The sequence below is a fragment of the Desemzia incerta genome, from assembly GCF_900115825.1.
Lineage (GTDB): Bacteria > Bacillota > Bacilli > Lactobacillales > Carnobacteriaceae > Desemzia > Desemzia incerta.
Genome location: NZ_FOXW01000002.1, coordinates 196,729 through 217,224, shown reverse-complemented (window position 1 = coordinate 217,224; position 20,496 = coordinate 196,729). Strand labels below are relative to the sequence as shown.

Annotated in this window: 17 protein-coding genes; 14 read left to right on the top strand and 3 right to left on the bottom strand. The window is 37.6% G+C overall.

Annotation, left to right across the window (positions count from 1 at the left end):
• The first annotated feature begins 14 nt into the window (after positions 1–14).
• From BM137_RS03660 to recN, 7 genes are all read left to right on the top strand, one after another.
• A complete protein-coding gene (locus BM137_RS03660; protein WP_092479802.1) occupies positions 15–866 on the top strand; it encodes a bifunctional methylenetetrahydrofolate dehydrogenase/methenyltetrahydrofolate cyclohydrolase in 852 nt (283 codons plus the stop codon).
• Positions 867–882: 16 nt separating this feature from the next.
• Positions 883–2,223, top strand: a complete 1,341-nt coding sequence (gene xseA / locus BM137_RS03655; RefSeq protein WP_092479801.1) for an exodeoxyribonuclease VII large subunit — start codon at positions 883–885, stop codon at positions 2,221–2,223.
• Entirely contained in the window at positions 2,216–2,470 is a 255-nt protein-coding gene (locus BM137_RS03650) for an exodeoxyribonuclease VII small subunit (protein ID WP_092479800.1), read from the top strand. The genes xseA and BM137_RS03650 overlap by 8 nt, the downstream gene beginning before the upstream one ends.
• A 17-nt stretch (positions 2,471–2,487) precedes the next feature.
• Positions 2,488–3,405 carry a polyprenyl synthetase family protein gene (locus BM137_RS03645; protein WP_092479799.1) on the top strand — a complete coding sequence of 306 codons (918 nt, stop codon included), beginning with the start codon at positions 2,488–2,490 and terminating at the stop codon, positions 3,403–3,405.
• The gene (locus BM137_RS03640) at positions 3,402–4,226 is read left to right on the top strand and encodes a TlyA family RNA methyltransferase (protein WP_092479798.1); all 825 of its coding nucleotides are present in this window, start codon (positions 3,402–3,404) and stop codon (positions 4,224–4,226) included. The genes BM137_RS03645 and BM137_RS03640 overlap by 4 nt, the downstream gene beginning before the upstream one ends.
• A gap of 234 nt (positions 4,227–4,460) precedes the next feature.
• Positions 4,461–4,910: an arginine repressor gene (gene argR / locus BM137_RS03635; RefSeq protein ID WP_092479797.1), complete on the top strand. Its 450-nt coding sequence runs from the start codon at positions 4,461–4,463 to the stop codon at positions 4,908–4,910.
• Positions 4,911–4,941: 31 nt separating this feature from the next.
• Complete coding sequence (gene recN / locus BM137_RS03630; RefSeq protein ID WP_092479796.1) at positions 4,942–6,654, top strand: DNA repair protein RecN; 1,713 nt, start codon at positions 4,942–4,944, stop codon at positions 6,652–6,654.
• A gap of 283 nt (positions 6,655–6,937) precedes the next feature.
• Here the strand turns inward: recN and BM137_RS03625 are convergent, their stop codons facing one another.
• Positions 6,938–7,900, bottom strand: coding sequence for a magnesium transporter CorA family protein (locus tag BM137_RS03625; RefSeq protein ID WP_092479795.1), 963 nt, complete (start codon positions 7,898–7,900; stop codon positions 6,938–6,940).
• A gap of 220 nt (positions 7,901–8,120) precedes the next feature.
• Between BM137_RS03625 and gndA the strand changes: the two genes are divergently transcribed.
• The 3 genes from gndA (at position 8,121) to BM137_RS03610 (ending at position 12,090) form a co-directional block, all read left to right on the top strand.
• On the top strand, positions 8,121–9,557 hold the full coding sequence (gene gndA, locus BM137_RS03620; RefSeq protein ID WP_092479902.1) for an NADP-dependent phosphogluconate dehydrogenase: 1,437 nt from the start codon (positions 8,121–8,123) through the stop codon (positions 9,555–9,557).
• 305 nt (positions 9,558–9,862) lie between these two features.
• Complete coding sequence (locus BM137_RS03615) at positions 9,863–10,555, top strand: response regulator transcription factor (RefSeq protein ID WP_092479794.1); 693 nt, start codon at positions 9,863–9,865, stop codon at positions 10,553–10,555.
• On the top strand, positions 10,552–12,090 hold the full coding sequence (locus BM137_RS03610) for a HAMP domain-containing sensor histidine kinase (protein WP_280521783.1): 1,539 nt from the start codon (positions 10,552–10,554) through the stop codon (positions 12,088–12,090). Before BM137_RS03615 ends, BM137_RS03610 begins: the two co-directional genes overlap by 4 nt.
• 117 nt (positions 12,091–12,207) lie before the next feature.
• Here BM137_RS03610 and yidC read toward each other — a convergent pair whose 3' ends face one another.
• Together yidC and BM137_RS03600 are read right to left on the bottom strand one after the other, a co-directional pair.
• Positions 12,208–13,137 carry a membrane protein insertase YidC gene (gene yidC / locus BM137_RS03605; protein ID WP_177192487.1) on the bottom strand — a complete coding sequence of 310 codons (930 nt, stop codon included), beginning with the start codon at positions 13,135–13,137 and terminating at the stop codon, positions 12,208–12,210.
• A 69-nt stretch (positions 13,138–13,206) separates the two neighbouring features.
• Positions 13,207–13,506, bottom strand: coding sequence for an acylphosphatase (locus BM137_RS03600; RefSeq protein ID WP_244887646.1), 300 nt, complete (start codon positions 13,504–13,506; stop codon positions 13,207–13,209).
• 289 nt (positions 13,507–13,795) lie between these two features.
• On the opposite strand from BM137_RS03600, the gene BM137_RS03595 reads away from it, so the two are divergent.
• The 4 genes from BM137_RS03595 (at position 13,796) to BM137_RS03580 (ending at position 20,495) form a co-directional block, all read left to right on the top strand.
• On the top strand, positions 13,796–16,201 hold the full coding sequence (locus BM137_RS03595; RefSeq protein WP_092479792.1) for a DNA translocase FtsK: 2,406 nt from the start codon (positions 13,796–13,798) through the stop codon (positions 16,199–16,201).
• A 220-nt stretch (positions 16,202–16,421) separates the two neighbouring features.
• On the top strand, positions 16,422–17,498 hold the full coding sequence (locus BM137_RS03590) for a BMP family lipoprotein (protein WP_092479791.1): 1,077 nt from the start codon (positions 16,422–16,424) through the stop codon (positions 17,496–17,498).
• Between the two features lie 365 nt (positions 17,499–17,863).
• On the top strand, positions 17,864–19,429 hold the full coding sequence (locus BM137_RS03585; RefSeq protein ID WP_092479790.1) for an ABC transporter ATP-binding protein: 1,566 nt from the start codon (positions 17,864–17,866) through the stop codon (positions 19,427–19,429).
• On the top strand, positions 19,419–20,495 hold the full coding sequence (locus BM137_RS03580) for an ABC transporter permease (protein ID WP_092479789.1): 1,077 nt from the start codon (positions 19,419–19,421) through the stop codon (positions 20,493–20,495). The genes BM137_RS03585 and BM137_RS03580 overlap by 11 nt, the downstream gene beginning before the upstream one ends.
• The last annotated feature ends 1 nt before the right edge of the window (position 20,496 follow it).

Genomic DNA, 20,496 nt, shown 5'->3' with positions numbered 1-20,496 from the left:
AAGAGGTGATAGAAATGGTAGCAACGATTATGAGCGGGAAGTTATTGTCAGATGAACTAAATGAAGAAATGAAACTCGAAGTCATCAAGCTAAAAGAAAAAAATGTCACTCCTGGATTAGTGGTGGTTTTAGTAGGAGAAGACTCTGCTAGTCAAACTTATGTCAGAAACAAAGAAAAAAGAGCCAACACATTAGGGATTCATTCCGTAGTAGAAAAATATCCAGAGAAAATGACGGAAATGGAATTATTGCGAGTAATTGATCGTTTAAACAAAGATGATCATTTTCATGGGATACTGGTTCAATTGCCTTTGCCGAAACACATTGATTCCACTAAAATATTGAATGCTATTCGTCCAGAAAAAGACGTCGATGGTTTTCACCCTATTAATATGGGGAAATTAGTCATCGGCCAGCCTGAGCGAATTCCTTGTACTCCATACGGAATCATGAAATTACTTCAACGTTACGAGATCGATATTGAAGGAAAGAATGCAGTTGTGATTGGTCGAAGCAATATTGTTGGAAAGCCAATGGCACAATTGTTGTTGATGAAAAATGCGACAGTTACCATTGCTCATTCGAAAACAAAAAATCTGGCAGCTGTAGCCAAAGAGGCTGATATACTGATCGTCGCTATTGGACGAGGACATATGATCACAAAAGATTTTGTGAAGCCCGGAGCAGTAGTCATAGATGTGGGAATGAACAGAGATGAGAACGGCAAATTGATCGGTGACGTAAAAAGCGATGAGGTCCAAGAAGTTGCCGGACACCTTACACCTGTACCAAAAGGTGTAGGCCCAATGACGATTACTATGTTGATGTATCAAACGATAGAGAGCGCTAAAGAATTGTTAAATTAGGTATAGGAGTGTATGCATGTCAAATGAGTATTTAACGGTCTCCACACTAACCAAATACATCAAAAGAAAATTTGATGTTGATCCATATCTCGAAAGAGTGTATTTGACGGGAGAGATATCTAATTTTCGCAACCGTCCAGGACACCAATATTTCAGCTTGAAGGATAACAATGCAGTTATTTCTGCAACGATGTTTAAATCTGCCTATCAACGCTTAAAGTTCACTCCAGAAGAAGGAATGAAAGTCTTGGTGATCGGGCGAGTTTCGGTATACTCAGACCAAGGGAAATATCAAATCTATATTGAACATATGGAGCCGGATGGTGTCGGAGCTTTATATCAAGCTTTAGAAGAAATGAAGAAAAAATTGAAGAATGAAGGATTGTTTGATGCGCCAAAGAAATTATTGCCGACATTTCCTAAAAGAATAGCTGTCGTTACAAGTCCCAGCGGAGCAGTCATCAGAGACATCATGACGACCGTCAAAAGGAGATTTCCGATTGCTGAGTTGGTCTTGTTTCCTACTAAGGTACAAGGAAAACAAGCTGCGGACACTATAGTTGAAAGCATTCGCCAAGTAGAAGAAAAAGGCGATTTTGATACTCTGATCATCGCTAGAGGTGGAGGATCGATAGAAGATCTCTGGCCCTTTAACGAAGAGAAAGTAGCACGAGCCATTTTCGCAGCTCAAACGCCTGTCATCTCATCTGTAGGGCACGAAACAGATACGACGATTGCTGATTTGGTAGCTGATGTTCGAGCAGCCACTCCTACGGCTGCAGCTGAATTGGCAGTTCCGCAATTGACCGAAGAGATTTTGAAAATCGACCAAGTTCACTTACGATTATTAAAAAGCTACCAACGAAAAGTTGAGCGTGCTGAGGAACGATTGAAACACAGTTTGAACTCTTATGTCTTCAGACAACCTCAACGTTTATACGAAGGGTATACGCAAAACTTGGATTTGCTGACAGAGAGGTTAGAGCGTGAGATGTCAGAGAAAATCACGTCTTACCAACAAGATTTAAGAGTCTACAACATGCAATTGCAGAGCCATAATCCTTTAAACTTAGTAAGACAGAAAGAGGACAACTTGCAGCAAGTGACAGCTCAATTGAAAGTACAAATCAATCGGTATATGGAAGCTCAACAGCAGCGCTTAGACTACGGGATCCAATCTTTAGATTATTTAAGCCCTTTGAAGATCATGCACCGTGGATACAGCTATGCCTTAAAAGACGACACAATCATTAAATCAACGAATGATGTAAATATAGGAGAGACAATTGATATTCATCTCTCAGATGGAAAGTTAACAGCAAAAGTTACAGAAAAAATGGAGGATACACATGGCTAAAAAAGATGCAGCAACTGAAATTGAAAATTTGAAGTTTGAAGAAGCAATGCAGCAATTAGAACAAATCGTAGCACAATTAGAACAAGGGGATGTCCCTTTAGAAGAAGCTTTAGATCAGTTTCAAAAAGGGGTAGCGTTGAGTAAACTATGTAAAGATAAATTAGAAAATGCAGAAACGACTTTGACGAAAATTGTTAATGAGAACGGTGAAGAAACTATATTCGATCAAGAGTTAGATGCGAATTAAGAAAAGGAGAAACTCTTATGGAATTTAGTGTGTTTAGAAAAGAAGAACTTCTTAAAGTAGAACAACGGATGATTGAGTGGCTAGATAAGACACAAGACACAAAAGGCACTTTATACCAAGCAATGAAGTATTCATTAGCAGCTGGAGGTAAAAGAATTCGACCTTTACTTGTCTTGGCAGTAATCAAATCATTAGGCGGAGAAGTAGAAAAAGGCTATGATACCGCAGCAGCTTTAGAGTATGTGCATACTTACTCATTGATTCATGATGATTTGCCGGCTATGGACAATGACGAATTAAGACGTGGAAAGCCCACCAGTCATATCGTTTATGGAGAGGCAGTAGCAATATTGGCAGGAGATGCCTTGTTAACCCAAGCCTTTGAAGTTATCACAAGAAGTGAAATTTCACTCGAACAGAAAGTAGCATTGACTGTAGCTTTAGCAAAATCTGCAGGTGCGAACGGGATGGTTGAAGGTCAAATCGAAGATATTGAAGGGGAAAGTCAATCTTTATCTTTAGAAGCTTTGAAACAAGTCCACGATAAAAAAACCGGTGAGTTGATCAAATTTGCTGTTTATGCGGGAAGTGTTTTAGCTGATGCTCCAGAAATAGTCCAACAACAGCTGAATCGATTTGCTGAGTGTTATGGTCTGGCTTTCCAAATCAGAGATGATATTTTAGATGTTATCGGAGATGCGAAAGAACTAGGGAAAAACATCGGGCAAGATGAACAACACAGCAAGAGTACCTACCCTCACCTGTTGACATTAGAAGGCGCTAAAGCAGCGCTAGAAAAAGAGTTGGATGAGGCTTTAGCGATTATCAGTCAAATTGAAACAGAATATCGACCAGAAAATAAGATCATCGATATGAATTTGTTGAAGGATATGGTGGCTTTATTAAGAATCAAAGACGAACAGGTGAACCAATGAAAAAAGAACGTGCAGACAAGTTGTTGGTACAGCAGGGGTTTGCCGAGTCGATAGATAAAGCCCAACGAATCATTATGACGGGGAAAGTTATTACCGATAAAAATGAGCGCGTAGATCATGCTGGAGAACTGTTTCCCATGGAAACGATGTTCAGAATCAAAGGGAAATCGTCAGCTTATGTTAGCCGTGGCGGTTATAAGCTGGAAAAAGCCATCCAACTATTTGACGTAGAGTTAAAGGATAAACGATTGCTGGATATTGGTTCGTCTACGGGTGGTTTTACAGATGCAGCTTTACAAAACGGGGCTGCTTTAAGTTATGCCTTGGACGTTGGAACCAATCAGTTGGCTTGGAAATTACGTCAAGATCCACGTGTAGTGGTGATGGAACAAACCAATTTTCGCTACAGCAAACCTGAGGATTTCGCTCAAGGAAGACCGTCTATTGCTTCTATTGATGTGTCTTTTATTTCACTAAAGCTGATCTTGCCGGTTTTAAAACAGATCCTAGAAGATAATGGGGATGTTCTGGCATTAATCAAACCTCAATTCGAAGCAGACAGAGATGAGATCGGACCTAAGGGAATTGTCCAAGATAGAAACATTCATAAAAATGTTTTGGACAGTATCTTAGCTTTTGCCGTTCAAGAAGGATATGACGTATTAGGACTCGATTTCTCACCAATCACAGGTGGAGAAGGCAACATTGAATTTTTAGCACATTTGAGGTCTGCCAAAAATGATATTGGCGAAATCAGTGAATCAATAGACACTGCTGAAGTCATTAATAGAGCACATCAGCGTTTTTTCAATCATCGCTAACAATTAGAATGACAGAATAAAGGATTTTGCTTTTTATATGCAAAATTCTTTATTATTTTTTCTAAATACTAAATTGTATGCAAAAAAAACAAGCGTTCACTAAAACGCCGAATTATACTCACATTTACCGCAAAATCAAGATTCTTTTTAAATTTATCTTTCTAATTTTTGACAAGTAGGATAGAATAAAGGAAAAAATCAATACATAGCTTGCATAAGATGAGGTGGGGGAGTATGAAGAAAAAGGATCGTCATCGGTTGTTAAAAGAAATTATTGAAGAGTATGTCATCGAAAAACAAGAGGATTTTGTGCGTATATTACATGAAAAAGGAATCGAAGTAACACAAGCTACGATATCACGTGATATCAAAGAGCTGCACCTTATAAAAATACCTGCACCAGTTGGAGGGTATCGCTACAGTATGCCTCCAGATATGAATTATGATACCTCAAAGAAATTAGAACGTTTGTTACATGATGCTTTTATTTCAATAGACTACCAAGATTATTTTATAATTATTCATACTATACCTGGAAACGCATTCGCTTTAGGCGCATTGGTGGATGCCTCTAATTTTGAGGGAGTATTTGGAACGATTGCCGGAGATGATACGTTGTTGGTGATTTGTCGTTCTTCAGCAGATGCTTTAAACTTAAAAGAACAAATTATTCAATTGATTTAGCTGCTAGAGAAGTTTAATGGAGGTAGTTAGTGTGCTACAAGAATTAGCTATTAAGAATTTTGCTATTATTCACGACTTAGCTTTGAGTTTTGAAAAAGGAATGACTGTACTTACAGGTGAGACAGGAGCCGGAAAGTCTATCATTATTGACGCTGTGGGGCTAATTGCTGGAGGCAGAGGATCTAGTGAGTTTATTCGTCATGGTGCAGAAAAGTGCACCTTAGAAGGACAGTTCGCAGTGGAAGGAAACCCGGCTACTCATGCTTTACTGGATAAATATCAAATCGATATCGAAGAAGAGACACTCATTATTCAAAGAGATATCCATCGAAGCGGACGAAACGTTTGCCGAGTCAATGGGCGTTTAGTGAATATAGCTACTTTACGCGAGATTGGCGAAAGCTTGATCGATATTCACGGGCAAAGTGAACACCAAGAATTGATGCATTCAGAAAGACATTTGAACATGCTTGATCAATTTGGTGATGAAGAATTGATTGCATTAAAGAGAACTTACAGTAAGGCTTACCAAGAATACAAAGAAATCGAAAAAACCGTATTGAATAGTCAATCGAGCGAGCAGGAACTTGCTCAACGAGTAGACATGCTGCGTTTCCAGACAAACGAGATCGAAATGGCTGAACTCACAGTTGGAGAAGACGTCACTTTAGAAGAAGAAAAAAATCTGCTTTCCAATTATCAAAAAATTGTAGAGTCTTTGAATGTGGCGTATGGAGCGTTGCAAGGAGAAGAGTACGGAGGCGTGGATCTCGTTGGCAATGCTATGTCAGCGCTTGAAACTATTGAAGATATTGATTCATCATATAAACGAATCTCAGAGATTATTTCTAATAGCTACTTTCAACTGCAAGAAGCAGCAAGTGATATTTTAAAAGAACAAGATCAATTAGCGTATGATGAAAATCGATTGAATGAAATTGAAAAGAGATTGGAAATTATCCAACAATTAAAGCGCAAATACGGAGAATCCATAAAAGATATCCTTGTCTATTATGAAGAAATCTCGATTGAACTGGATAATATCTTAAATCGCGAAACTCATTTATCACGTTTAACAGAAGAACTTGAAGCGATCAAAAAAGACTTGGTCAAGCAAGGGAAACAATTGACACGTAAAAGAAAAGAAACAGCCAATCAATTACAAACAGCTATACAAGAACAATTAAAAGAACTGTACATGGACAAAGTACAATTTGAAGCACGTTTTCTTTCAGCCAAAGAAAGCGAAACGTCTATTTATGAGTCTGGATTAGATCACGTTGAATTTTATATTGCTACCAATTTAGGAGAGCCCTTAAAACCATTAGCAAGAGTTGCTTCTGGAGGAGAGTTGTCTCGTGTCATGCTGGCTTTGAAAACAGTTTTTTCGAAAACTCAAGGGATCACGAGCATTATTTTTGATGAGGTGGATACGGGAGTAAGCGGACGAGTTGCTCAAGCTATAGCCAATAAAATTTACAAAGTTGCTGTCCACTCACAAGTGCTTTGTATTACGCATCTTCCACAAGTTGCAGCAATGGCAGACAACCATTTGTATATTTCTAAAGCTATTGTAGAAAATCGTACGGAAACCAGTGTGAACAAATTAAAAGACGCTGAACAAATCAATGAACTGGCTCGCATGTTGGCCGGAACAGAAATCACTAAATTATCCATCGAACATGCTAAGGAGTTAAAAGACTTAGCCTACAAGGAAAAACAAGGCAACGTAAACCAAGCCTAGTGTAAATAAAAAGTCGTACGGAAACCGAGAAGGTTTGTTGTACGACTTTTTTTTACTTATCGAGTAACTTATGGACTAAACGAAGTTCATTAATGTGTAAAGGACTGATAAAAGGCCAGAACCTAACATGGCAAATATAATGATTAGGATGAAAAATCTTAAGCCTTTATTTGTTTTCTTTGATTTTTTTTGATTGTTCAAGCAGATTCCCCTCACTTCCATACGTGCTTTTGATAAGTTTACAATAACTGCTTATCCTTTTACAAGATACTTTAAAGAAACTTTAGAAAAACTCATTCTTTTTCATCCAATAAGCTGTCACAGCTAGTAAAATTACTGTTCCAAAAAGAAGGATCCAAAATCCGAATGGAGAGTTTTCAAAAGGAACAGGCACATTCATTCCCCACAGAGAACCAATCAGTGTAGGAATGGTAAAAATAAAAGTGATGGAAGTTAAAAACTTGACGACCGTATTCAAATTATTGGAAATAACAGATGAAAAAGTACTACTCAATTGATTCAATAAACGATAAGTTTGAGAAGCCATCACTTCTGCTTGGCGATTTTCTACCATCACATCTCGAAGCAGCTCATCATCTATTGGATTTGCAGTAAAATCTTCCAGTTCTTTCAAACGATCAATGACAGGATGATTGCTTTTCAAAGCAGTGTCTATAAACACCAGACTTTTTTGCAGTTCCATCAGATCAAATAAATATTGTGATTTAGAGGAAGATTGCAATTGAACCTCTAAGTCATCAGTAGATTTATTAATTTCTTTCAAATAAGTAATGAACAAAGAAGCAATATGCATGGATGCTTTCAAGACAAACTGGTCAGCTGTTTCAAAATTATTGAGTTTATCATCGTCAACTTGCATAAAGCTCTTTAAGAATTCAGGGGTATCATGAGTAGCAGTAATCAGTGTATCTTCTGCCATTATAATAGATAAAGGACGAGTAACATATTCAGTCAGGTTTAATCGACTTTTCTTTTTTAAAGGGTATAAAAGAACGATTAAACCCGGGGTATTATCATATTGTTTACCTAGTTTTTCGTAACGTGAAATTTCGTCTGCATCAAATGCTCCCGTTAGGTAATCGACTGGAAAGTGATACGTATGTGCTAAATGAAGGATATCTTCTTCATTTGCTTGACTGATGTGGATCCAGTCAGAAGAAGTTGTTTCCGGATTGTTATTCGGCAAGAAATCGCCTTTTTCATCTCGATTTAAGTAATGAATCATATTTATACACCGCCATATTTTATATTGAATGTCTTATAGCTATTGTACCTTATAAACCACAAACTAGCGTCCGCCTTGCTTATTAAATTTTTTATTCAACAGCCGATAAATAAAAAAAACAATGTAGCTTTAATATTTAGCGATTGTCTGCTAAAATTAAGAAGGAATGCTTAGCTTCATAAATAAGATACTAATGGCTTTGAAGGGAGAATATAATTACATGAGTAAACAACAAATTGGTGTTGTAGGTATGGCTGTAATGGGGAAAAACTTAGCATTGAATATTGAAAGCAGAGGTTACTCTGTTTCTATATACAATCGTACGACTGCAAAATCAGCAGCTGTCATTGAAGAAAACCCAGGAAAAAACTTAGTTTTAACTGAAACGATCGAAGAATTTGTAGATTCATTGGAAACACCAAGACGTATTGTTTTGATGGTTCAAGCTGGAAAAGGGACAGACTTAGTGATCCAATCTCTATTACCTCATTTAGATAAAGGCGATGTACTGATCGATGGAGGAAATACGTTCTTCAAAGATACAATTCGCCGCAGCGAAGAATTGGCTGAATCAGGTATCAACTTCATCGGAACTGGAGTTTCCGGCGGTGAAGAAGGAGCATTAAAAGGACCTGCTATCATGCCAGGTGGACAAAAAGAGGCTTACGATCTAGTAGCACCTATCTTAGAACAAATTGCTGCTAAAGCACCAAGTGACGGCGAACCATGTGTGGCTTATATTGGACCAAACGGTGCAGGACATTACGTGAAAATGGTCCATAACGGTATCGAATATGGGGATATGCAATTGATTGCTGAGTCTTATCATTTATTGCGTGAAGTGGTTGGATTATCTGTGGAAGAAATTGCAGAAGTCTTCAGAGAATGGAATCAAGGTGAATTAGATAGTTTCTTGATCGAGATCACTGCTGATGCATTAACTAAAAAAGATCCTGAAACAAGTAAACCAATGGTGGAAATCATTTTGGACCGTGCTGGAAACAAAGGAACTGGAAAATGGACTTCTCAAAGTGCATTAGACCTAGGTGTTCCACTTCCATTGATTACTGAATCTGTATTTGCCCGTTACATTTCTGCTTTGAAGAGTGAACGTGTAGAAGCCAGCAAAGTATTGCCAAAACCGGCTGCATACTCATTCGACGGTGACAAAAAAGAAATGGTTGAAAAAATTCGTCAAGCATTGTACTTCAGTAAAATCATGAGCTATGCTCAAGGATTTGCCCAAATGCGTACAGCTAGTGAAGAATACGATTGGAACTTGCAATATGGCGAGATCGCGAAAATTTTCCGCGCTGGTTGTATTATCCGTGCTCGTTTCTTACAAGAAATCACTAATGCATATGACCGTAATCCTGAATTGAAAAACTTGGTTTTAGATGAATACTTCATGGACATTACTAAAAACTATCAAGATTCTGTTCGTGATATTATCGGAATCGCTGTTAAATCTGGTGTTCCAATTCCAACATTCTCTTCAGCAATTGCTTATTATGATTCTTACCGTAGTGCAGATCTGCCGGCTAACATCATCCAAGCTCAACGTGATTATTTCGGTGCCCACACTTACGAACGTAAAGACAAAGAAGGCACATTCCATTTTGACTGGTATGGAGATAAAGGACAAGAAGAACTATAATCAGTACGACAAGGTTAAATTAGAAAAGTTTTATAGTAAAGACAGGATTAGGACAAAAGTTCTAATCCTGTCTTTACGAATGTTTACAAAAGGCGATGATTCCGCTTAATTCATTCCTGTGTTTAAAATTTCGCCATGTTTGGAAGAAAAGCAACGAAATAAAGAATTGTTATTCTCATTTTATTCTAATTTATGGTAAAATAATAAAAGAGAAATGAAAAATCCCATTGAGAAGTTTAATAAATAGTGCTATTGTAACAAAGGCGTGTTATACGTGCGGATAAAAAAGGAGCGAGATTATCTCTATGAGTAGAGTACTGATTATTGAAGATGAAAAAAACTTGGCAAGATTTGTAGAACTAGAATTAAAACATGAAGGGTATGAAACCGACGTCCGTTATGATGGACGAAATGGTTTAGAAGCTGCATTAGATGAAAAAGAATCATGGGATGTGATTTTACTAGATGTCATGTTGCCGGAATTAAATGGAATCGATGTTTGTCGTCGTATTCGACAAGTCAGCAATGTGCCTATCATTATGATGACTGCACGTGATTCAGTGATAGATAGAGTTTCCGGATTAGATCATGGAGCAGACGATTACATTGTAAAACCTTTTGCAATTGAAGAACTATTGGCTCGTTTACGCGCTTTGTTACGTCGTATCGATATTGAAGGCGAACAAAACATGACAAAACAAACTACGGTACATTACCGTGATCTAGTGGTTGAAAAAGAAAACCGTATTGTTCGTAGAGGCGAAGAAGTTATTGAATTGACGAAACGTGAATATGAGTTGTTGTTAGAATTGATGGAAAATGTAAATATCGTTTTATCCAGAGATGTTTTATTGAATAAAGTATGGGGCTACGAAACAGAAGTAGAAACGAATGTGGTGGATGTTTATATCCGTTATTTGCGTAACAAACTTGATGTTCCAGGAAATGAGAGTTACATCCAAACAGTCCGCGGAACAGGTTATGTGATGCGTTCGTGAAAAATTTCCTAAAAACTAGGAATGAAGAAGAAAATAAGCCAAAGCGGGTTTCGTCGTTAAAGTGGAAATGGTCACTGATTGTTGCAATCGCCATTTTTCTTACTTATATGATTTTTTCTGTGACTATTTTTTACAGTTTTAGACAAATCATGTTCAGTCAAGAAGATGAAAATGTGAAAGAAATCATTACTGGGGTAAACAATCGACTTAATGTAGAATCAGCAGTTTTGACAAAGGCAACCGTTTATCAGTCCTTAAGTCCTACTTACACACCTTCAGCTCTTGAAATTGAAGAAAACTTTGACCAGCGTAATTTGATTATCGGTCAAGATGGCAATTATCAAGACACGTTGTATGCTGAAATGAGTGAAGAGGGGATAATGGTAAGAGTATATAGCCCAACTTCTCGTTTATTGTTTGAATCGAGACCTAGTGATGTTTCGTTTAATCCAGAGGCTAAATTGACTGTACAGCTGATCGATATCAACGGTAAAGAAGGAATATCTGGGATAGCGCCGGTTTATTCGAGTCAAAACGGTATTCTAATCGGGTATATACATGTGACGAATGCATTAGACGACTACCATCAAATGTCGAGTCAAATCATTTCAGCGGTGTTTACGATTGGTGTGTTTGCTCTTTTATTCAGTGGCATAACAGGATTTTTATTGGCCAGCAAGTTTTTACAGCCATTAAAAACTATGACTACGACTATGAATGATATTCGAAAAGACACTCAATCTCAATCGCGGATTCCATTGGGAAATACGAATGATGAGTTAGCTCATTTGTCTACCGTATTCAATGATATGTTGGATAAGATGCAGCTGTACATTGAACAGCAAAAGCAATTCGTGGAGGATGTTTCTCATGAATTAAGAACTCCTGTAGCAGTTATGGAAGGTCATTTGAAATTGTTGAACCGCTGGGGAAAAGAAGATCCAGAGATATTAGATGAGTCTTTATCAGCATCTTTGCAGGAAGTTGAGCGCATGAAGACACTTGTGCAAGAGATGTTAGATCTATCCCGAGCTGAGCAGGTAGAAATTCATTACAAAAATGAAAAAACACCTATCAAGCAAGTGGTGCATCAAAATTACAATAACTTCAAAATGCTGTATCCTAATTTTGTGTTTAACTTAGATGATGATTTAAATGAAGAAATTTATGTCAGCATTTATCGCCATCATTTGGAACAAATTTTGATTATCTTGTTGGATAATGCGGTTAAATATTCGACAGACAGAAATGAAGTGCATATTTCAATTGCTTCTGATGATAAATTTGTTCATGTTGCTATTCAAGATTTTGGTGAAGGAATGACACCGGAAGATGCGGATAAAATCTTTAATCGATTCTATAGAGTAGATAAGGCAAGAAGCCGACATAAAGGCGGAAATGGATTAGGATTGTCTATTGCTAAAGAGTTGTTGCTTGGATATAAAGGAAACATTTCGGTAGATAGTGTATTGAACCATGGATCTATTTTTAGGATCACACTTCCTATCTACAAAGAAACTGATTCTGAGCTTTAAAAACAAACTAATTACAAAAGCGAATGAGATAAAATATATTTTATCTCATTCGCTTTTTCTATTTATGAAGACAAAAAAAGCCGCCAGTTGAAACTCAACTGACGGTTTTTTACATGATTAACGTTCGTTTCGTTGTTGTTTTCCAGCGTTTCTTCCTTGACCGTTACGGTTTCCGTAAGAAAGTTGGGTAGTACTTTGGTTGTTGATAGGTTCTTTAGTTGTCGGACGTCTCTTAGTGACTTCTACTTTTGGTTTGTTTTTAAATTCTTCTTCTAACTGAGCTTTTAATCTTGGTTTGAAGATCATGTTAGTGACTAAAGATTGGATGACAGCAAAGATCCCGCCTGCGATCCAGTATAAAGCCAACCCAGCTGGAGAAGTGAATGAAATCATCGTAATCATAATAGGGCTCATGAACATCATTGTACGAGATTGTTTCTTTTGTTCAGGACTCATACCCAACATAGATACATAAGCTTGTCCTAAATAAATCACACCGGCCACGATAGCAAATAAAATATATGGTTCTCCTAGATTGATACCTAAGAAAGTACTGCTGGCAATTTCATTTGATAAATTGATTGCTTGATACATTGCAGTGAAGACTGGCAATTGGATCAAGAGTGGTAAACAACCGATTCCGCCGAGCATGTTGATGTCATTAGCTTTGTAGAATTCCATCATCTCTTGTTGGATAGCGGCTTTTTCTTCATTCGTTTCAGCATTTTTCAATGCTGCTTGTATTTCATCCATTTCCGGTTTGACTAAAGCCATTTTTTCTTGTTGAACCATAGCTTTTTTAGATTGGCTTAAGTTCATAGGCAAAATGATGATTCGGACAATGATCGTAATAGCAATGATCGCCAGACCGTAGTTTCCGCCAAATAAATCAGCTAATCGAATGATCAATTGTTGTAAAGGAACAACTAAATATTCGTAAATGACGCCGGTTGGATTTCCGTTAGTATCGTAACTCATACATCCTGAAAGGAAAAGCATAAGTCCCATAAGTGTTCCTGTTAATTGCAATTTTTTGTTTTTTATCATTTTTCACAATCCTTCGTATAGTTTAAAAATTAATACTATGGCTAACTATACAGGAATCCATACAGGTTTTCAATTAGTTATAGAAAATTTAACACGTTCTTCAATACTTGCATCTTCCTCTAACGTGACATGATCTACTTTTCCGCTAGGGGATGGAGAGTGTCTGATTTCTTCAATAAAGTCGTCTACTTTTTTTGGATCACCGTTCACTTCAATATAAACAGATCCATCGTTTTCATTTCGAACAATGCCGTATACTCCGATACGATCTGCTACTTGTTTAGTGGTGTACCGGAAACCCACACCTTGTACACGTCCTTCGACAATTAAGCGGACTTTTTTTACGTTCAAATTGGTAGGCTCGTTCATCGGCGTAGTAGTGGAAGAAGATACCGGTGCAACCTCTTTCTGGGAATCTCCATTGAATAGGCTTTTTATTTGAGAGAAAAAATTGTTCATCTTAAAACCTCCTGTTTGTAAAAATACAAAATGAGCTGAAGAAAAGTCTCTTTTTAGTCTACTTACATTTTATAAAAGATATGGAAGATTGGTCAACTGATTACCGCTGAGGAACTCGCTAACAAATACTTTTCTTGCATTCCTTAGTCTCTTCATTTTGTGTATAATATAGTACAGAGACAGTGAAAGGAGCATACCCTTGGCTACAAAAAGAAAAAAGACAACTAAAAGAGCTGTTCAGAAGAAACAAAGTGTTTCTATTGAAATTATCGGATTTATTTTTATTATTTTAAGTTTATTTTCCCTTTCAAGTGTTGGCTTCATTGGAGTATTAAGTGCAAATGCATTTCGTTTTTTTGTCGGTGATACGTATATCGGAGCTTCTGTACTGTTGGGATTATATGGATTGTATTTGCTGCTGAAAGGAAAAGAACCTCCTTTTAAAAATCAGCGATTGATTGGATTGTTTATCCTGTATTTAGGAATTTTATTATGGCTGCATGCTCTTCTATTTTCAGACATCATGAAACCTGAAACGAATGTGATCAATGCTACTTACCGCTTTTTTAGAGTAGATGTGAGTAATAGCGAGTTGACTCAACCATTAGGAGGGGGAATGATAGGTTCATTGCTTTATTCAGCTAGTTACTTTTTAGGCGCACAATGGGGCAGTTATTTATCAGCAGTCGCGCTTTGTATAGTAGGGATATTTTTCCTATTTCAACTTTCCTTCAGTAAAGCATTGGAACTTATTCGTTCTGGCTTGAAATTCGCATTAAATAAGAGCCGAGAATGGATTGGTTACATGGTTAAACACGTAAAAACCAAGACTGCCGAGCAGAAAAAACAGCGGAAAGAAAAAGAGAAACGCCCGATGGAGAAAAAAGGGAGATCAACTACTCCTAAGCCGACAAAAACAACTCCAATTTCTCCGGTCGAAACAGCGAACAACGTGCCGGAAAAGAAAACAAGTCAAGTGATGGAGCCAGCAGCCCTTGAGATAGATAGTTACCAACAAAATCTGCAAGCTAAGACTATTGTGGAAAGAGAAACAGAGAAACCTAGTCTTGCTAAAGTTGCTGAAAAAAATGCTGGTGAAGAAGAGAAAAATGAAGCTACACCTCTTGATTTTGATATCGCTGCAGAGGTGGAAAATGAGGACTACCAATTGCCGCCATTTACGTTATTGAATGAAATCAAACCTCAAGACCAATCTGGAGAATACAAAATTGTCGAGAAAAATGTAAAGAAACTTGAAGAAACGTTCACTAGTTTTGGAGTAGATGCCAAAGTCGTCAAAGCTAGACTCGGTCCTGCTGTTACAAAATATGAAGTGAAACCAGCAGTAGGAGTGAAAGTGAGTAAAATCGTCAATTTGAGCGATGATATTGCTTTATCTTTAGCTGCTAAGGATATCCGAATGGAAGCACCTATACCTGGAAAACCGTTTATCGGAATCGAAGTTCCGAACAGTGAAGTAAATGTTGTATCGTTTAGAGACGTGATGGAAAGCTATGTAGAGAATAAAGATAAGATGCTGGAAGTACCACTGGGGAGAGATATCTCAGGAAACGTTGCAGTTGCAGACTTAACAAAAATGCCTCATTTATTGATTGCCGGATCAACAGGTAGTGGAAAATCCGTTTGTATTAATGGAATCATTACCAGTCTATTGATGAAAGCTAAACCGAATGAAGTCAAGTTGATGATGATTGATCCTAAGAAAGTCGAATTAAATGTGTACAATGGGATTCCACATCTATTGACACCTGTCGTAACGAATCCTAAAAAAGCTGCTCAGGCTTTGCAAAAAGCTGTAGAAGAAATGGAACGACGTTATGAACTATTTGCTACAACAGGCATGAGAAATATTACAGGATACAACGAATACGTTCATGAGAAAAACGCAGAAAATGGAGAAAACCAGCCGACACTACCTTTTATTGTTGTAATAGTAGATGAGCTGGCTGATTTAATGATGGTAGCTAGTAATGCAGTGGAAGATGCGATCACTAGATTAGCTCAAATGGCACGAGCAGCAGGAATCCATATGATTTTAGCTACTCAACGACCTAGTGTTGATGTTATTACAGGAATTATTAAAGCGAATGTCCCTTCAAGAATTGCATTTGCTGTTTCCAGCGGAACCGATTCCCGAACAATTATCGACAGCAATGGTGCAGAAAAACTGCTCGGAAGAGGAGATATGTTGTACTTACCAATGGGTCAAAACAAACCTACTCGAGTTCAAGGAGCATTCTTATCGGATTTTGAAGTAGAAAAAATCGTTTCGTTTGTTACCGACCAGCAAGAAGCAAACTATGTAGAGGAAATGATGCCTTCAGATGAGCCTGAAAACAGCGGTGATATTGAAGCAGAAGACGAGCTTTTTGAAGAAGCTGTAGATTTAGTGGTAGACATGGAAACCGCCAGTATATCAATGCTTCAGAGACGTTTTCGTATAGGCTACAATAGAGCTGCAAGGTTAATGGACGAAATGGAAATGAGAGGCATTGTCGGACCATCAGAAGGAAGTAAACCCAGAAAAGTTAATTTAGTAAAAGAAACTGAAAATGTAGATGAAAATTCATTTCAAAATGAATAAATAGTCAAAATAATAGTGCATTAAAATGACCGTTTGATCTTTAAGGACAGGACAAATGTCCTTAAAGATTAGAAAACGATAAAAAAATGAACAATTCGTGGTAAAAACGGTTTCAATTATCGTTTTGATATTTATTTTTTGGGATATTGATGGTAATATGAATTCGAGGATGAATTGGAATATTAATTCAAACTACAAAAACTTTACGGGGGTAAATATAGTGGAAAATCGTAATCTTAAGAAATTATTAGGTTTAGGGTTAACAACAGGATTGATATTAGCAGCTTGCGGAAACGGTGGAGACACTGAAGAATCAAGTGCAGGATCGGAAGAATCTACATCTACAGATGATTTCTCAATCGTTATGGTAACTGATATCGGTGGGGTAGACGACGGATCATTCAACCAGTCAGCTTGGGAAGGGATGCAAGCTTGGGGAGAAGAACATAGCAAGGAAGAAAATAATGGATTTGCATACATCCAATCTAATGAAGATTCAGAATTTGTACCTAACTTGAACCAAGCGCTTAACGCAGACTTTGACTTAATTTACGGAATCGGCTATAAATTAAAACCAGCTATGGAAGACGTAGCAAGTTCAAATCCAGATCAACATTTTGTAATCATTGACGATGTTATTGAAGCTGATAACGTTGCCTCAGTTTTATTTAAAGACCATGAAGCTGCATTCTTAGCAGGTGTTGCTGCTGCTTCAACTACTCAAACAGATCGTGTAGGGTTTGTCGGAGGACAAGAAAGTGCAGTTATTGATCGCTTTGAAGCTGGTTTCTTAGCAGGTGTTTATGCTGTGAACCCTGATATCACAGTTGATGTAGAATATGCTGGATCATTTGGTGATGCTGCTAAAGGGAAACAATTAGCTGCAGCTATGTACTCAAATGGCGCAGACATTATCTATCATGCTTCAGGAGATACTGGTAACGGAGTATTTACAGAAGCTAAAGACCGTATGAACGCAAACCCTGATGATCAAATTTGGGTAATCGGTGTTGACCGTGACCAAACTGACGAAGGTAATTACGATGGTGGAAACTTAACACTTACATCTACTCTTAAAGGTGTAGGCCAAGTTGTTCAAGATATTTCTAACGAATCTATGGAAGGAAACTTCAAAGGCGGCGAAGTAAGCAACTTTGGTTTAGCTGAAGAAGGGGTCGACTTAACTGAAGGAAATCTTTCTGAAGATGTTTGGACTGTTGTTGAAGATTACAGACAACAAATTATCGATGGAGAAATCGAAGTTCCTGAAAACCCAGCTGATGTTAAAGCTGAATAACTTCTTTCCTAAAAATATCTTGCATTAAACAAGTGTAAAACCCGTAAACTCTATAGCTGCCATATTGTATATGAGTATTCTCGTTACAATATTCAGTGCAGCTAGAAGAAGGTTCGGGTTTTCACTTATTTTAAAAGAGCTTTGTTTTTACTTTTATACCCGTAAAAAATATAAATAAACAAACTTTATGGGGGGCCCGAGAGAAACAGAGGATACCCCCTTTAATAATGCAAAGAACAAGACATTAGTCACTAAGTCGAAACAGTGCGAGTATTAAGTTCAGCATTTTGATGATAAAGTGCTCAGCAGCAATTTTCTGTTCGCTAGCTTAATCAGTACATAAATAATAAAGGAGTGCAATCAACATGCCCGACACAGCAAATGTTATTGAGATGCATGGCATTACAAAACAGTTCGGCAGTTTTAAAGCGAATGATAATATCAATTTAACGATCAGAAAAGGAGAAGTTCATGCCTTATTAGGAGAAAATGGGGCAGGGAAATCTACTTTGATGAACATCTTGTCTGGTTTATTAGAGCCGACTTCAGGTGAAATCATCGTTAATGGAAAGAAAGTAAACATCACTTCTCCAAGTGCAGCTTCTAGATTAGGGATTGGAATGGTTCATCAGCATTTCATGTTGGTCGATAAATTTACAATTACTGAAAACATCATATTAGGAACTGAAAAGACTAAATTAGGCTTTTTAGAAAGAAGAGCTGCGCAAAAAGAAATCAAAGAACTTTCTGAGCGTTATGGACTATTTGTAGATCCTTCAGCTAGGGTAGGCTCTGTTTCAGTAGGTATGCAGCAACGTGCAGAAATCTTAAAAACTTTGTACCGTGGAAATGATATTTTGATCTTGGATGAACCGACTGCTGTGTTAACTCCTCAAGAAATCACTGAACTAATGAATATTTTGAAATCATTAACAGATGAAGGTAAATCGATTATTATCATTACTCACAAAATTGAAGAAATCAAACAAGTAGCAGACCGTTGTACTGTTATTCGTCGTGGGAAAAGTATTGATACAGTAGACGTGAAACAGACATCACAGCAAGAATTAGCTGACTTGATGGTCGGACGTTCAGTATCTTTTAAAGTAGACAAAAAACCAGCTCAACCAAAAGAACCGGTTTTAACGATCAAAAATCTTGTTGTTAAAGAACACCGCGGTCTTGAAGCTGTAAAAGATTTAAGTTTAGAGATTCGAGCAGGCGAAATTTTAGGGATTGCAGGAATCGATGGAAATGGACAAAGCGAATTGATCCATGCGATTACTGGCTTGACCAAAGTAGAATCTGGAACGATCACATTGGAAGGAAAAGAAATTCAAAATCTGCCTCCAAGAGATATCACTGAAACTGGTTTAGGACATATACCTGAAGATAGACATAAACACGGACTTATTTTGCCGATGACTCTTTATGAAAATATGGCGTTACAAACTTATTATAAACAACCTTTCAGTAAAAATGGTTTCCTGAACAAAGAGGCTATGAAAGAAAGTGCTCGTCATTTAATTGAAGAATATGATGTAAGAACTCAAGATGAAAACAACACAGCAGAATCTTTATCTGGTGGAAATCAGCAAAAGGCTATCATTGCTCGTGAAATCTCTCGAGGACCAAAATTCTTGATTGCAGCTCAGCCTACCCGCGGGTTAGACGTTGGAGCAATCGAGTACATCCATAAACGTTTAGTAGAACAGAGAGATAATGGAAAAGCTGTACTGTTAATGAGTTTTGAATTGGATGAAGTCATGAATGTTTCTGATCGTATCGCAGTTATGTATGAAGGTAAAGTCGTAGGAATCGTTGATCCTGCTAAAGTTACTGAACAAGAATTAGGACTTTTAATGGCTGGTTCTTCCTTGGAAAAAGCTTTGGGAAGTCAAGATGGAAAGGAGTCAGCGCATGTTAAGTGAGAATAAAAAAACATTAACGAATTTAATGGTCCCTTTATTATCGGTTGTATTAGGATTGATTTTAGGTGCTGTTATTATGTTGGGATTTGGTTATGATCCTATCGCAGGATACCAATCTATGTTAAAAGGTGCGTTAGGCAGTCCGTTTTATATTGGAGAAACGTTACGCTATGCTAGTCCTTTGATTATTATCGGTTTAGGCTTCTCAGTGGCCAATTCAGCCGGATTCTTTAATATCGGGCTTTCTGGACAAGCTTTGATGGGTTGGCTGATATCTGTATGGGTAGCTATCAGTCTACCTGATGCGTCTGCTTTCGTAGTGCTTCCTCTAAGTGTTTTGGCTGGTATTCTAGCTGGAGCAGTATGGGCTGGTATTGCCGGTGTTCTAAGAGCTTACTTTGGAACAAGTGAAGTAATCATCACAATCATGTTGAACTACACGGCTTTACATTTAACAAACTATTTGATTCGTAACGTATTGACAGATTCTTCAGATGCAACTTCTCGTATTCCAGAACAAGCAAGTCTACGAATGGACTGGCTTTCTCAATTGGCTGGAGGATCACGAATTAATGCTGGAGTATTTATCGCTATCGCAGTTACGATTTTAGTTTGGGTATTTATGACTAAAACAACAATGGGATATGAAATCAGAGCGGTTGGGCTAAACTCTTTTGCTGCTCAATATGCAGGTATGAACGCTAAAAGAAATATCATTCTATCTATGCTTATCAGTGGAGGTTTAGCTGGTCTAGGTGGAGTTTTAGAAGGACTAGGAACGTTTAGCAACATCTTTGTACAAGCTGGAATCCCGAATATCGGTTTTGATGGTTTAGCTGTTGCCTTACTAGGATTAAGCCACCCTATCGGAATCGTGTTTTCCGGACTATTGTTTGCTATGTTGAAAATAGGTGGAGCAAGTATGCCTCTTGGATCTGGTGTACCGACTGAAGTAGTAGATATCGTTATTGCATCTATCATCTTCTTTGTTGGAGCAAACTACTTGATTCGTTTCTTTATGAAAAAATTCTCGCGTGGAAAAGATGTAAAAGGAGGAGTTGAGTAAA

What these genes read in the sequence shown, in the direction of transcription:
- BM137_RS03645 (WP_092479799.1), top strand. Translation starts at nt 2,488, where the DNA reads ATGGAATTTAGTGTGTTTAGAAAAGAAGAACTTCTTAAAGTAGAACAA.
- BM137_RS03615 (WP_092479794.1), top strand. Translation starts at nt 9,863, where the DNA reads ATGAGTAGAGTACTGATTATTGAAGATGAAAAAAACTTGGCAAGATTT.
- BM137_RS03580 (WP_092479789.1), top strand. Translation starts at nt 19,419, where the DNA reads ATGTTAAGTGAGAATAAAAAAACATTAACGAATTTAATGGTCCCTTTA.
- BM137_RS03660 (WP_092479802.1), top strand. Translation starts at nt 15, where the DNA reads ATGGTAGCAACGATTATGAGCGGGAAGTTATTGTCAGATGAACTAAAT.
- BM137_RS03650 (WP_092479800.1), top strand. Translation starts at nt 2,216, where the DNA reads ATGGCTAAAAAAGATGCAGCAACTGAAATTGAAAATTTGAAGTTTGAA.
- xseA (WP_092479801.1), top strand. Translation starts at nt 883, where the DNA reads ATGTCAAATGAGTATTTAACGGTCTCCACACTAACCAAATACATCAAA.
- BM137_RS03640 (WP_092479798.1), top strand. Translation starts at nt 3,402, where the DNA reads ATGAAAAAAGAACGTGCAGACAAGTTGTTGGTACAGCAGGGGTTTGCC.
- BM137_RS03625 (WP_092479795.1), bottom strand. Translation starts at nt 7,900, where the DNA reads ATGATTCATTACTTAAATCGAGATGAAAAAGGCGATTTCTTGCCGAAT.
- gndA (WP_092479902.1), top strand. Translation starts at nt 8,121, where the DNA reads ATGAGTAAACAACAAATTGGTGTTGTAGGTATGGCTGTAATGGGGAAA.
- BM137_RS03585 (WP_092479790.1), top strand. Translation starts at nt 17,864, where the DNA reads ATGCCCGACACAGCAAATGTTATTGAGATGCATGGCATTACAAAACAG.
- yidC (WP_177192487.1), bottom strand. Translation starts at nt 13,137, where the DNA reads ATGATAAAAAACAAAAAATTGCAATTAACAGGAACACTTATGGGACTT.
- argR (WP_092479797.1), top strand. Translation starts at nt 4,461, where the DNA reads ATGAAGAAAAAGGATCGTCATCGGTTGTTAAAAGAAATTATTGAAGAG.
- BM137_RS03600 (WP_244887646.1), bottom strand. Translation starts at nt 13,506, where the DNA reads ATGAACGAGCCTACCAATTTGAACGTAAAAAAAGTCCGCTTAATTGTC.